The organism is Lysinibacillus sp. CD3-6, from assembly GCF_006351725.2.
Lineage (GTDB): Bacteria > Bacillota > Bacilli > Bacillales_A > Planococcaceae > Lysinibacillus.
In genome coordinates, this window is record NZ_CP085880.1 from 4486008 (window position 1) to 4498468 (window position 12461).

Annotated in this window: 18 protein-coding genes; 1 reads left to right on the forward strand and 17 read right to left on the reverse strand. The window is 38.0% G+C overall.

Annotation, left to right across the window (positions count from 1 at the left end; translation table 11 throughout):
• Nucleotides 1-255: 255 nt before the first annotated feature.
• The 11 genes from FH508_RS22165 to hmpA form a co-directional block, all read right to left on the reverse strand.
• Nucleotides 256-1206, reverse strand: a complete 951-nt coding sequence (locus FH508_RS22165) for a c-type cytochrome (RefSeq protein WP_139859391.1) — start codon at nt 1204-1206, stop codon at nt 256-258.
• Between the two features lie 318 nt (nt 1207-1524).
• Nucleotides 1525-2184: a DsbA family oxidoreductase gene (locus FH508_RS22170; protein ID WP_139859392.1), complete on the reverse strand. Its 660-nt coding sequence runs from the start codon at nt 2182-2184 to the stop codon at nt 1525-1527.
• An 18-nt stretch (nt 2185-2202) separates the two neighbouring features.
• Nucleotides 2203-2979: a sulfite exporter TauE/SafE family protein gene (locus FH508_RS22175; protein WP_139859394.1), complete on the reverse strand. Its 777-nt coding sequence runs from the start codon at nt 2977-2979 to the stop codon at nt 2203-2205.
• 132 nt (nt 2980-3111) lie between these two features.
• The gene (locus tag FH508_RS22180) at nt 3112-3339 is read right to left on the reverse strand and encodes a sulfurtransferase TusA family protein (RefSeq protein WP_139859396.1); all 228 of its coding nucleotides are present in this window, start codon (nt 3337-3339) and stop codon (nt 3112-3114) included.
• A gap of 60 nt (nt 3340-3399) precedes the next feature.
• Nucleotides 3400-4527: an MBL fold metallo-hydrolase gene (locus FH508_RS22185; protein ID WP_139859397.1), complete on the reverse strand. Its 1128-nt coding sequence runs from the start codon at nt 4525-4527 to the stop codon at nt 3400-3402.
• Nucleotides 4528-4721: 194 nt separating this feature from the next.
• The gene (locus tag FH508_RS22190; RefSeq protein WP_173479338.1) at nt 4722-5117 is read right to left on the reverse strand and encodes a DsrE/DsrF/DrsH-like family protein; all 396 of its coding nucleotides are present in this window, start codon (nt 5115-5117) and stop codon (nt 4722-4724) included.
• Nucleotides 5118-5133: 16 nt separating this feature from the next.
• Complete coding sequence (locus FH508_RS22195) at nt 5134-5688, reverse strand: sulfurtransferase TusA family protein (protein WP_173479337.1); 555 nt, start codon at nt 5686-5688, stop codon at nt 5134-5136.
• A gap of 83 nt (nt 5689-5771) precedes the next feature.
• Entirely contained in the window at nt 5772-6068 is a 297-nt protein-coding gene (locus FH508_RS22200) for a rhodanese-like domain-containing protein (protein ID WP_173479336.1), read from the reverse strand.
• A gap of 12 nt (nt 6069-6080) precedes the next feature.
• Nucleotides 6081-6422, reverse strand: coding sequence for a rhodanese-like domain-containing protein (locus tag FH508_RS22205; RefSeq protein WP_173479335.1), 342 nt, complete (start codon nt 6420-6422; stop codon nt 6081-6083).
• A gap of 44 nt (nt 6423-6466) precedes the next feature.
• A complete protein-coding gene (locus tag FH508_RS22210; protein WP_173479334.1) occupies nt 6467-6727 on the reverse strand; it encodes a metal-sensitive transcriptional regulator in 261 nt (86 codons plus the stop codon).
• Between the two features lie 177 nt (nt 6728-6904).
• Complete coding sequence (gene hmpA, locus FH508_RS22215; protein WP_173479333.1) at nt 6905-8071, reverse strand: NO-inducible flavohemoprotein; 1167 nt, start codon at nt 8069-8071, stop codon at nt 6905-6907.
• Between the two features lie 195 nt (nt 8072-8266).
• Between hmpA and FH508_RS22220 the strand changes: the two genes are divergently transcribed.
• On the forward strand, nt 8267-8704 hold the full coding sequence (locus tag FH508_RS22220; RefSeq protein ID WP_139860024.1) for an Rrf2 family transcriptional regulator: 438 nt from the start codon (nt 8267-8269) through the stop codon (nt 8702-8704).
• A gap of 52 nt (nt 8705-8756) precedes the next feature.
• On the opposite strand, the gene FH508_RS22225 is transcribed toward FH508_RS22220, so the two are convergent.
• The 6 genes from FH508_RS22225 to FH508_RS22250 all read right to left on the reverse strand — a co-directional run bounded on the left by FH508_RS22225 (nt 8757) and on the right by FH508_RS22250 (nt 12390).
• A complete protein-coding gene (locus FH508_RS22225; RefSeq protein ID WP_139860026.1) occupies nt 8757-9737 on the reverse strand; it encodes a GNAT family N-acetyltransferase in 981 nt (326 codons plus the stop codon).
• Between the two features lie 23 nt (nt 9738-9760).
• The gene (locus tag FH508_RS22230; RefSeq protein WP_139860028.1) at nt 9761-10213 is read right to left on the reverse strand and encodes a nucleoside deaminase; all 453 of its coding nucleotides are present in this window, start codon (nt 10211-10213) and stop codon (nt 9761-9763) included.
• An 18-nt stretch (nt 10214-10231) separates the two neighbouring features.
• Nucleotides 10232-10609, reverse strand: coding sequence for a VOC family protein (locus FH508_RS22235; protein ID WP_173479332.1), 378 nt, complete (start codon nt 10607-10609; stop codon nt 10232-10234).
• Nucleotides 10606-11043, reverse strand: a complete 438-nt coding sequence (locus FH508_RS22240; RefSeq protein WP_173479331.1) for a DUF1801 domain-containing protein — start codon at nt 11041-11043, stop codon at nt 10606-10608. Before FH508_RS22240 ends, FH508_RS22235 begins: the two co-directional genes overlap by 4 nt.
• A gap of 154 nt (nt 11044-11197) precedes the next feature.
• On the reverse strand, nt 11198-11854 hold the full coding sequence (locus tag FH508_RS22245) for a YdeI/OmpD-associated family protein (protein ID WP_173479330.1): 657 nt from the start codon (nt 11852-11854) through the stop codon (nt 11198-11200).
• Nucleotides 11855-11982: 128 nt separating this feature from the next.
• Nucleotides 11983-12390, reverse strand: coding sequence for a GNAT family N-acetyltransferase (locus tag FH508_RS22250; protein ID WP_173479329.1), 408 nt, complete (start codon nt 12388-12390; stop codon nt 11983-11985).
• Between the last annotated feature and the right edge of the window lie 71 nt (nt 12391-12461).

Genomic DNA, 12461 nt, shown 5'->3' on the forward strand with positions numbered 1-12461 from the left:
CCACCTCCCATTGTTCTTCCTAATACTGCTAATACTGTTAGTATACCAAATTCATGTACTAACTTTCTTTTACAAACTACTAAAGACAGCAAGATAAGTTGGCGCCAGTTCCCTTATTTCTCCTATACAGATGCCTATCAGAACTTCTAAAACGTAAAAATCCACCTCGCTTCCCGATGGCATTTCGAAAGCCGCAGGAATCTCAGTGGGTTTTTTACTGACAATATTCAGAATTGTTTTGGTGCCTGTCACTTTTTAATTCGTAGAAAGTACTTGCTCCCAATCAATCGTGCCATTTTTTACTTGGTCTCGTTTCTCTTTGTCCATTAAATCGTTTGGACGACCACCTTTTGGCCAGTCTTTATCATGGTTAGCCCATTCTGGTCGATCCTGCGATAAAATGTAGGCAGCTAAGTCAGCGGCGTCTTGATCAGTTAAAGAACCACCTGCTCCAACTGGCATATTATTTTTTATATAGCCAGCCATTTTAGACATACGTGCCATACCTGCACCATCATTAAAGGAATTATCGCCCCATAATGCTGGACCTGTATTAGCGCCAGTACCAGAACCATCTGCTGCATGACAAGCTATACAAGATTGAGCGTATAGTTCTTCACCGTTCGCTACATCTGGAACAGGTATATTTTTCATATTACTTGTGCCTGCCCATTCACGCTCTGCTCCAATCGGTACTCCTTGTGAAATGTAAGCAAAATAAGCAACCATCGCTTCAAGCTCGTCACTGTTCATTTCAAACTTTTTACCGTTCATACTCCGTACCATACAGCCATTAATGCGTTCTTCAATTGTCACAATTCCTCCAGAACGTGCGATATATTGTGGATAGTTAGCCATAACGCCAACTAATGAAGAGGCTTGTTCATCATAGCCAGCACCAGCATGACAGCTTGTGCAAGATAACTGATTTCCTACATATTCATCCGCAGCAACGTGCGTATTATTTACAAGCTCATAACCAAATAAGATAGCTTCTTTCATCGGTCCATCGGGTACTTCTTCGATACTCGGTGGTGCGTAGACTACCTTTTGAGAAGCTGCCGTTGTTGGAATTTGTGTCTGCACTCCCGCTTCTTGTGTCTCACCATTCGCATCACCTAAAATTTTTTCACTGATTGCTGCCCCAACAAAAAGTGTAGCGGCTAATAAGACTGTTCCCGCTATACCAGTAGCAATTTTCTTCATTACCAATACCCCCTTTGAATGTTAATTTTATTCTAGCAAGATAATATATGGAACGATGTGACTTTTCTCACACTTCACAGTAATAGAACCATAAAGACAATAAAAATGGAATTATTATACAAAATATTTTGTTCTATAACAATAAAAGCAATCCTTAATACCTCTTGAAGTACCCTATAGTTTCTGCTAATACAGCGCTGACTTTATATCAAAATCCACTGTTCTAGGTAGAAAAAACAAAAATAGTATGCCAAGAAACACTTGGCATACTACATGTTGAATGTTCATAAAATTCAAAATTGTTTCGGTGCCTGACACCTAATTTAAAGTTGGTTTAATGCCTGCAATTTCTGCCGCTTGATGCAATGTACGCACAAATACTTCATTTGGCTCAGCACCTTTAATGCCGTAACGATTTTCAAAGACAAAGAACGGTACGCTTTGCACGCCAATCTGTTGGGCATCATAGCGGTCTTTATCCAACTCTTCCATAAAAGCTTGTGGATTAGCCAACACCTCTTTAGCTGTAGCAACATTCAAGTTTAATTTTTTTATAACCGCTAATAATACTGCCTTATCATTTAAATCTTTACCTTCTATCAAATGAGCAGCCATTAACGCTTCTATAAATACCGCTTCTTTACCGAATTGTTTCGTCCATTTTGCTAGTCGATGGGCGTTTTCGGTATGCACTTTTTTCATTTCAGCAAAATTATAAGGAAGATCCACTTCTTTAGCTCGTTCTATAATGTCAGCCATCATTTGTTGAGCTTCTTCAAATGATACCTTTTGGTGCGCCATGACATAATCATAATAATTTTGACCTACCTCTTTGGATGCGGTCGGATCAATTTGGTAAGATTTAAATTCGATGTCTACTTGACCTGTATATCCAGCCTCTTTTATCGCACGCTCTAATTCCCTTTTTGCGATATAACAAAATGGACATGAGAAATCTGAAAACACTTCTATTTTCATTGTACCCTTTCCCCCCTCCTATAAAATATCCATCCAAATTTTCAATGCAGTAGCTAAAATGAGGACAGCTAATATACTTTGTAATACTTTTATATTCAAGCTTTTACCAGCCTTTGCCCCTAGTGGTGCAGCTATTAAACTAGCTACAATCATTATGGCTGCTGGATAATAATCGACTTGGCCTGTTATTAGCTTTCCTGTTGTGCCCCCAACAGAGGAGATGAACGTAATGGCTAAACTTGTAGCAATCGTCATACGTGTTGGAATTTTTAATACAACAAGCATGATTGGTACAAGCAGAAATCCACCAGCTGCGCCCACAATGCCAGAACCAATACCAACTATAAACGCTAGAATAGCTGCTAACGTCTTATTAAATGTAACTTCATTTAATGGCTTCTCATCTATTTGCTTTTTAGGAATAAACATCATAATCGCCGCAATGAGTGCCAATATGCCATAAACAATGTTGACTCCTGACTCCGACAAATATTGCGAACCAAAGCTACCAACAAAGCTGCCAGCTAATATGGCTCCGCCCATATAAATAATGAGTGATTTATTTAAATAGCCGCCTTTACGATATGCCCATACGCCCGCAATCGAGGCAAACAATACTTCTACCGCACTAATACCCGATACCTCATGGGCAGTGAATGCAGTAAATCCGAGTAAAGAGGGAATATACAAAAGCATAGGATATTTAATAATGGCTCCGCCGATACCTAGCATACCCGATACAAAAGAACCTACAAAGCCAATTATAAATATAGTTATTACCCACGAGATAGTCATTCATTTTCCTTCTTTCAAGTCTTTTACACCTGTGTCCTCTATAAAGAACGAGGCATAAGGCAAAGATCCACATAAATTGTAGTATGAGAGGAAAGGTGAGTGTCCTCATTTGAACACTCACCCTTGCTCGCCCTACGCTTTTTGAATAAAGAATGTAATGACGCCAGCGTCTTCCGATTTATTTAAAATCGTGTGACCTCCTGCTTTAGCCCATGCAGGAATATCCGCTAAAGCTCCTTTATCCGTTACTTGTACTTCTAAAACCTCACCTGAATTCAGTGTATCAATAGCTTTTTTCGTTTTCACGATAGGCATCGGGCAAGATAAGCCCTTTGCATCTAATTGTAAGTTTGCGTTCATGTTAATCTCCTTTTAAATTGTGTGAAAATTGTATGGGTGACTGGCACTCTATCTTGCACTCTATCTAACTGCGCAGCGGTTCGGACCGATTTCCATTTCTGTTTGTTCCTCTAATGCTGGAGTTATTTTCCCCATATTTACTTGGCGAATTTCCTGATATGCATTTGGTTGTGGTGGTAAATTATTAGTTACAATGCTGCGGAATGTCTCATCATCTTCAATATTTAGTCCGTGATTTTGCGCAAATAATTCACCTAGACGCTTCGCTACTGTACCATCTTCATTTAATTCATCAATAATCATAAAATGGGCAGGTAGCACAACTAAATCATCCGATAATTCGCGGTATCGCTTATACAGCGTTTCTCGTAAATCACCAACCCAATCTTCTGCAAGTCCCGCCAAATCAGGGCGACCAATTGAATCGATAAATAAAATGTCACCAGTCAATAAATATTTGCTATCCACCACAAACGACGTTGAGCCAATAGTATGACCTGGTGAATAAAGTGCTCCTACATCAATTTTTGATGCACCAATTTGCACTGTAGTGCCATCTACTAAAGGCGTATAATCAAAGACGACCTCTTCCGCATCCTTCGGCGGTAAGTAATAAGCAGCGCCTGTAGCGGCTGCAATATGACGACCACCCGAAATATGATCAGCGTGCAAGTGCGTATCAAAGACATGTTTAATGTGTACATTTTTCTCTTTTGCAAAGTTCGTAAATACATCCGTGAAACGTACAGCATCAATAATCGCTGCTTCACCTTCTGAAATAACCATATACGATAGGCAGCCTTTACCTAAACGGACGAACTGGTATAACTCGCCCCCACCTGTTAAGTCACCCACTTTAATTGGTTCTAAATATTCGCTCCACGTCTTCATACCACCCTCTAAAAACGCAACTGAACGTCCAGCATCTGAAAGCATCTCTGCTACCATCATCGATGAACCTTCCTTTGCACAAACAACTAATATATCTTTGCTTGTAGGAATTTTAGATAAAATTTCTTCCACTCCATCTAATAGCTCAAAATACGGAATATTAAGGTACTCAAATTTATGCCCTTCAATTTTCCAATCTGCAAAAGCATCTGCATTACGCACATCCAAAATAAATAAATCATCATTGTCGATTACTTTTTTCGCTACATCAGCAGCGCTCCATTTGAATACTGACACTTTTTTACCCCCAACGGTATTATTGTTATTATTTTTTTAGCGGAAAGGATATACCTCTCCGCTTTTCGCTTCATTTTGTCTAATCATATTTTTTCTGAGCCCGCTTGAATAACTACTTTTCCAATCAATCTTCGGACTTTAACTTGCGTCAGCTTTGATGAGTTTTGTGCATAATCGCGCTCATCTTAAACAACTTAAAACGTTAATGATGGTGCTGCATCTTTAGCAAATTCTAAAAATGTTACTGCTCCTCCAACTTCAATACCATCTACGAAATCCTCAATCGTTAAGCCCATAACATCCATCGTCATTTGACATGCTATAAATTTCACACCTAATTCTTGCGCCATTTCCACTAATTGCGGAATTGCAGGTACATTCGCTTTAGCAAATCCTTCAGCAAAATGCTCTGTTCCAGCAGGCATTGGCAAAGCTTGCATCCCTTGCTTATGAATTAAATTTAACCCTTCAAATGTGAAGAAGATCGCTACTTCTTTGTCAGAAGCCGCCGCTGCTGTTGCGATATTAAACACCTTATACGCATCAAAAAGACCACCGTTACTTGCAATAATTGCTACTTTGTTTGACATAATAAATTCCTCCAATTTAAATAGTTTTGAATAATTCGCCCGTCCAAGAAGTCATACCAGGTAGGACGTTAAATACTTTTGTAAAACCATTTGCCACAAGTTTTTGCGCCGCTAAATCGCTACGCGCTCCTGTACGACAAATCACATAAATTTCTCGTTCTTTATCTAGCTCAGAAAGGCGTGCTTCAAGCTCACCCATCGGAATTGATTTAGCACCTTCAATATGACCGAAAGCAAACTCCGCTTCCTCGCGCACATCAAGAATAAGCCCATCTCTTCCTTGAATTTGCTGTAGCTCAATTGTCGATGCAAACGTTTTTTCACTAACTGCATCTTGTGCACATTTACGTATATAATGTTTTAGCACCGCATCCTCATCTATCGTTCCAATATACTGATGCCCAACAGAATCAGCCCAAGCAGCTATATCTGCTTTCGAACCTTTATCCGTTGCGGACACTTCTAAAATTTGACCATCTGCTAATTCCATCATCGCCTTTTTCGTTTTTACGATTGGCATTGGACAAGATAGCCCTTTCGCATCTAGCTGAAAATCTGCTTTAATAGCCATAACTTCCTCCTTATACCTACAAGGGTATTATTTTTGATAAAAAAATATAGCGTAGGGCACTACATAACCCTTACTATAACCCTTTACTGAACTTCACCTTCCCATGCAAGCATGCCACCAACCATATTCGTCACATCGAAGCCTTGGCTTGCTAAAAATTGCGTAGCACGACCACTGCGGGCACCTGAGCGGCACACCATAATATATGATTCGTTTTTATTTAACTCGTGCATACGAAACTCAAGTAAGCCTAGTGGGATGTGAATAATACTTGGGATATGTCCCGCTTGCACTTCGTCTACTTCACGTACGTCGATTAAATTTAATGTTTTACCTTGTGCTAAAGCTTCTTGAACTTCGATTGCTGTTATTTCTTTCACCATTATTTCCTCCTAATAAGCGCTCATGCCACCACGGACATTAGTTACACGCTCATATCCTAGTTTTTTCAGTTGCTTGCACGCCTGACTACTACGCATACCACTTTGACAAATAACAACTACTTCTTTGTCCTTCGGTAATTTATCGAATCCAGAGCCTAAGGGAATATTTTTAAATTGTGGAATGTTTCGACCTTTGTACTCAGCTGCTGTTCGCACATCAATAAATACTTTGTCCTTATCATTTAGCATATTTTTTAATTGTGCTGTTGATATTGACTGCACCCCTTTCGCTGGCTTCATACGCCAAACTAAAAACCCAATAACAATAGCAATAAAAATCCATGTTTCCACGTAATACGACCTCCTGTCTATATACTATAAAGGGTATATTGAAATCATCTGCTTTTCACAACTAAATCCATCGCTTCTTGGATGGCAGTATTCATCTTCTCTGAATCTCCATCAGCAGTCGTTACACAATCTAACAGGTTCTCACTGACGATAACCCCTATCGTCCGATCAACTGCAGAACGTACGGCAGATAGCTGTGTAATCACATCTTTACAGTTTTGTCCTTCTTCCATCATGCGTAAAATCCCACGCAATTGGCCTTCCATTCGTTTTATACGATTGGCTGTTTTAGCATCGTACGCCATTATGTGAACGTCTCCTTTCAACCTTAGTAATTCATCTTGCTTACGTGCTTTATGATATACCCCTGTAGGTATAATGTCAACATGAAAGATTTAAATATTTATTTTCTAACTTCATTCCATAAAAAAACTCTGTTATAATTGCACAAAATGCGACTTATAACAGAGTTAATAAAATTATTAGTTTGCTATTTGCATTGCTGGACCAAAGAATTCATAGTGAATTTTTTCATCTTTAACGCCGAGTTCATGGAGATTTTTAATGACTGCCTCCATAAAGCCACTCGGACCACAAATATAAACATCTGTATTGTTCGTTACTTGCTCAGCTAATAAATCTTTTGTCAGTAACTTGTTCTCATCCGAATAAAGGGCAGTATACGATGCATTCGGAAGCGCATTTACTTTAGCTTTAATGTCATCACTGAAAGCTACTACATTTTCATTGCGAGCACATTGAATAAAATTCACTTCGTTAGCTGCATTATCTTTTAATGATTGTAGCATACTGTTTAATGGTGTTACGCCAATACCACCACTAACAAATGTAATTGGCGCCGCGCTCTCATGCAGCACAAATAATCCTGCAGGTACACTTACATCTACTAAATCTCCAACTTGTAATGCATTATGAATAAAGTTAGATACTTTACCGTTCGGAGTATGCTCACTTTCACGTTTTACTGAAATACGATAGCCGTCCTCTGCACTAGCTTGTGAAAGAGTATATTGGCGGTTTAATAAATATTCTTCCCCAGGTACTTTCACACGGATGCTAATATATTGGCCAGGTTCGTACGCTGGAAGTGGTGAGCCATCTTCGTTTACAAAGTAAATTGAAGTAACAAGGTCACTCTCAACTTCTTTTTTCGCTACTTTTAAAGGTTTAAATAAACGCCATCCACCATCATTTTCAGCTTTTTGATATAGCTCCTCTTCTACTTGAATGAAAACATCTGCAATGACGCCATACGCTTCAGCCCATGCATTAATTATTTCATCTGTAGCTGCATCACCTAAAACTTCTTTAATTGCTTTTAATAAGAACTCACCCACGATTGGGTAATGCTCTGGTAAGATGCCTAAACTACGGTGTTTATGAGCTATTAACATTACTGCTGGTAAAATTGCTTCTAAGTTTTCAATATGAACTGCCGCTGCATAAACTGTATTCGCTAGCGCAGTTTGTTGACGACCTTTTTCTTGGTTTGTGTGGTTAAAAATATTTAGTAATTCTGGATGAGCTTGAAACAAATTTTTATAGAACGTCTTCGTAATTTCTACCCCATGAACTTCTAATACGGGTACTGTTGCTTTAATAATTTGTACTGTTTCTTGTTTTAACATATCGCATACCATCCTTTCGTGATTACAATATAACGCTTTCATTTCCTTAAAGCAATATTCTAAATACATCTTTAACAAAATAGACATATTTGATGTATTTTAAATACATCTTTTAAAAAAGTAATGAAATACTATAAATTATTGTAGAAATGATATAATTATTATAGTGAACTATATAGAAAGTAGGGTGTTCCAATGCGATTAACTTTATACACAGATTACTCCCTTCGGACACTCATATATCTAGGAGCGAAAGAAGAGGGCCAGCTCTCTACCATTCAAGAAATTTCAGATGCCTATAATATATCAAAAAACCATTTAATGAAGGTGACACACCAATTAGGGCTACTTGGTTACATCGAAACAATTCGGGGAAGAGGCGGCGGTATTCGTTTAGCAATTGACCCTAAATCAATTACTATTGGTGAAATCGTGCGCCATACAGAAGAAGATTTTCACCTTGTTGAATGCTTCGACAAAGAAAATAACTTATGTAAAATTGCACCTGAATGTCAATTAAAAGGTGTTCTATATGAAGCTTTACAAGCATATATGGCTGTCCTTGATCGATACACCCTTGATGATTTTTTACATTCAAAGGAGAAATTAATGGCTTTATTATTCGGCAAATAAAAATACCCGCTCAACAACTGTTGATCGGGTATTTCTTTATAGACAATATCTTTTATAAAGCTTTTGAAAAGATAATCATGTCCAATGCGCGTATACCATTTTCATAAATTGGTTGCGGATAATTACTGAAAAAATCTTTCTGTATAGTCTCCATACGAAAACCCGATTTTTGATAAAAAGCAATGTTATCAATACTCGAATTTGCTGTGCCTACTAAAATATTTTTAAAATCTTGTGCTGCACAGACCGCATAAATTTTATTCAACACTTCCTTACCGATACCTTTACCTTGAAATGCTGGCACAACAGCTATATTTTTTAATTCTACTGTCGTATTAGACTGTGCAATAAGCAATGCGACACCCGCTAATTTCTCACCACATGTAATGGCGTATAAGTCACCCTCATTCATATATTGACGAACGGCAACTTCACTTTCATCTGCTAGTAGTAGATAGGGCATATAGCTTTCTCGGTCACCCTGCACCTTTTCAATAGATGTGTAATATCGAACAAAATCCTCGCGTTCAAAAACATTTAATACACAAGGTTGCTTTTCCTTCATTTCTAACCATGAATGTTCCTGAGGATATTCCTTTTCTACATTAATACGGATAAAAGGTAACTTTTCTTGTGCCTTTCGTGAGCGAATATTGACCTTTCTAGCACCAGCGAAAACTCGTTCTAGCCCTAAGTCAAAAAAAGCGATTTCTAAAATTGCCTTCTTCGCTTCCTCATTATAGCCTTGACCCCAAAACTCGTGACCTAACCAAGACCCAATATGACAGTTTTTATTTTCACGGTCTATAAACATTAATGCTGTTACGCCTATTAGTCGTCCTTCCTCATTTAGCACAACTCGAGGGACACTTTTGCCCTCTTCCTCGTCAACACATTCACGTTTTATAAAGTTAATTGTATCTTCTACTTTCCCAGCAGGTAACCCAAGAGCATCCCGAACCTGAGGCATTGAAGACAATGCATGCATTGCTTCAGCATATTTAATATCATGCTTCACTAAAGTTACTGCCATACTCTTTTCTCCTTTTTATGCAATTAAGCTTTACTATACCAAACATGCATAGGATTTTTATCTTCATCCTCTACTGGCATATGAATCATTCGAAACTCGCGTTCTTCATCAATTTTCTGTAAATCTGCATAGACTTCGCTTGAGCGTCCTAAACCTACTGCAATGGCATCAGCTAATGAATTAGCAAAATAAGCTTTATCCACGCCAGCCATCGCCATCGCACCAAAGCACATTGGGCAAGGCGCCCCACTTGCATACATCACCGTTCCGCGTAAATCGATAGAGCCTAACTTTTCTTGTGCGCGTCTTAAAGCAAGTAGCTCGGCATGACCCGTACTATCTGGTCGTAGGTGCAGTTCATTGACACCTTCACCAATAATTTCATTATCCTTTACTAGAACAGCGCCAAATGGTTGACCGCCTTGTGCTATATTTTGAAGAGCTAGCTCCACTGCTCGCGCCATCCATTGGTTCATTTATACTCCCCCTAAAATTTAATTATACGTAAGTTGCCACGATACACCGAAACGATCCTGAATCCAAGAAAACTGCTTAGAGAACCCGTAATTATCCAATGGCATTAATGCTTGACCACCATCTAATATTTGCTCAGTAAGACTTTTAATTTCTTCCTGCGTCTCACACTCTAAAAAGATTGATATCGCTGGAGTGAATGAAAAATTATGTTTGATTGGACTGTCATTCAACTTAATCTTCATTCCTTTTAACACGATTTCAGCCATCGCAATCTGTTGTGTATTCTCTACATATGTTAAGCTTTCAACAGATAATTCTGGAAACCATTGCTTATATTGCTCCAAGGCATTATGAGCTTGTCCCTGAAACATTAAAAATGTCGTCGCACTTTTCATTTAGTCAATTCTCCTTCATATCTATTAATCCATTCCCCTGGAGTCATTTTTGAAACGAGCTCTCCTAGCAAATCATAGGGAATATTTTTCGTACTAGAGAAACGAATACAACTTTTCCCCATATTTAATTTTGTTGGCACTCGTTTTGCAAACTCTTCCTGAAACCAAGCCAATAAATTAGCATCTGCATAAATACCCATATGATAAACGGCTATATGTCGCTTCTGCGCTGCCAAGCTAATAAATGGTAGCGGTGTATTAGGTGTTACATGATACCCCTTTGGATATAAAGATAACGGTACTACATAACTTATCATGTCGTAATTCATTGTTTGTTCAAAGCCAGCAGGGATATTCGTTGCTATTACATCTGCAAGCTTGGCGAAGCTATCACGCCACTTTTCATCTACCTGTTCAATATATGCCTCCATCATTTCCACCCCACTCTTATTAAAAATGTGTTATTAAACGATTTAAAAATATTCCTTAATAGTAGTATGAAGCTTATTTATTAGCAATAGTGCAAGCACCTTTATTACAACAATCGACAAAAGTTTTAAGAACTAACGCCTACTTCTGGAAATTTCCCTATACTTGGCCCTCTGCTTTCGCTTTTCGATAGTGCTCCTTCGTCTTAAAGCCAGCCCTTGTAAGTTCACGCATCTCCATTAAACGTGCTAGCTGTGTTTCTTGCTTTTTCGCACTATAAATGTAGCGAGCCCAATCCTTTTGATAGCCTGGTGTTAATGCATCATAAAAGACTACATCAATTGGATTTTCTGCAAGTTCACCTCGCAATAAAGGAACCATACTTTCGTAGTCACCTACACATTGACTACTTGCTGTCTTTTTCTTCCCTCTTCCCTTTGCATCTCGTTTAATACATACAATAGAAAACGTATCATCCAATGACATCAAACTTGAAAATTTATAGTCACTCCCAGCAATATATTTCGCCTCGTCCACCTGAATGGCTGGGAAAATATCGTCTCGATGAATATACTCTTTATATTTTTTATTATTTTTTTTCGGATAAACAAAAAATAAATAGCCTTGCTCTGCCAACAAGTTCTGTTTAAGCGTGCTTTTTAAATACGTTAACAGTTCATTAATTGTAAACACAAAAGATATAATACGGTCGTAAGGTGCGTGTCCTACATCCGAAATCCCCTCTAATACCATATTGTCTGGCAAATGATGAACTGTAATAGAGAGTCCATCCTTTAATTTAAATTTCTTCTGCATTATTTCAGCACCCTTCTGTATTTATTTACACTAAATTTATCACAAAATATTTACTTTAACGCTAATTCCATGCCCACAACATAATAGACAAAAAAACGCTTGAACAATTTCTCAAGCGTTCTCACCTTTTAATCATTTCCAGATTGCATTTTATAGTTTCTATAAACCATTCCATTTGTTTTAGTCATGCCGAATTTTTCATAGTAAGGTACGAGGTCATCATCACAGCATAAGTCGATCATATAAAGATGATCGAGTTCTTTCAACATTCGTCTTACTAACTCCTTGCCAATACCTTTGTTTTTATATTGTGGTAATATCTCGAGTAATGGAATGTAAGCAGACAGAACGCCATCACTTATCGCAGTAATAAACCCTATTACTTCATTTGTATTTTCATCAATCGCCAAAATGAATTTACTGCTGTTCTCCAGCAAGCGTAAATGTGTTTGTGGATTAGGTGGACTCGGCCAACCTACAAAAAAACCTTTTAACATATTTGAAGAAATACCTTCTAGTGAATTTTTATAAATCATTCTCTATCAACTCCTAATTTATTTAGTTATTAGATAGTTGCTAGAAATCAAAAGAATAGTAGCAAAATGCG

What these genes read in the sequence shown, in the direction of transcription:
- FH508_RS22165 (WP_139859391.1), bottom strand. Translation starts at nt 1,206, where the DNA reads ATGAAGAAAATTGCTACTGGTATAGCGGGAACAGTCTTATTAGCCGCT.
- FH508_RS22170 (WP_139859392.1), bottom strand. Translation starts at nt 2,184, where the DNA reads ATGAAAATAGAAGTGTTTTCAGATTTCTCATGTCCATTTTGTTATATC.
- FH508_RS22175 (WP_139859394.1), bottom strand. Translation starts at nt 2,979, where the DNA reads ATGACTATCTCGTGGGTAATAACTATATTTATAATTGGCTTTGTAGGT.
- FH508_RS22180 (WP_139859396.1), bottom strand. Translation starts at nt 3,339, where the DNA reads ATGAACGCAAACTTACAATTAGATGCAAAGGGCTTATCTTGCCCGATG.
- FH508_RS22190 (WP_173479338.1), bottom strand. Translation starts at nt 5,117, where the DNA reads ATGTCAAACAAAGTAGCAATTATTGCAAGTAACGGTGGTCTTTTTGAT.
- FH508_RS22195 (WP_173479337.1), bottom strand. Translation starts at nt 5,688, where the DNA reads ATGGCTATTAAAGCAGATTTTCAGCTAGATGCGAAAGGGCTATCTTGT.
- FH508_RS22210 (WP_173479334.1), bottom strand. Translation starts at nt 6,727, where the DNA reads ATGGCGTACGATGCTAAAACAGCCAATCGTATAAAACGAATGGAAGGC.
- hmpA (WP_173479333.1), bottom strand. Translation starts at nt 8,071, where the DNA reads ATGTTAAAACAAGAAACAGTACAAATTATTAAAGCAACAGTACCCGTA.
- FH508_RS22220 (WP_139860024.1), top strand. Translation starts at nt 8,267, where the DNA reads ATGCGATTAACTTTATACACAGATTACTCCCTTCGGACACTCATATAT.
- FH508_RS22225 (WP_139860026.1), bottom strand. Translation starts at nt 9,737, where the DNA reads ATGGCAGTAACTTTAGTGAAGCATGATATTAAATATGCTGAAGCAATG.
- FH508_RS22230 (WP_139860028.1), bottom strand. Translation starts at nt 10,213, where the DNA reads ATGAACCAATGGATGGCGCGAGCAGTGGAGCTAGCTCTTCAAAATATA.
- FH508_RS22235 (WP_173479332.1), bottom strand. Translation starts at nt 10,609, where the DNA reads ATGAAAAGTGCGACGACATTTTTAATGTTTCAGGGACAAGCTCATAAT.
- FH508_RS22240 (WP_173479331.1), bottom strand. Translation starts at nt 11,043, where the DNA reads ATGATGGAGGCATATATTGAACAGGTAGATGAAAAGTGGCGTGATAGC.
- FH508_RS22245 (WP_173479330.1), bottom strand. Translation starts at nt 11,854, where the DNA reads ATGCAGAAGAAATTTAAATTAAAGGATGGACTCTCTATTACAGTTCAT.
- FH508_RS22250 (WP_173479329.1), bottom strand. Translation starts at nt 12,390, where the DNA reads ATGATTTATAAAAATTCACTAGAAGGTATTTCTTCAAATATGTTAAAA.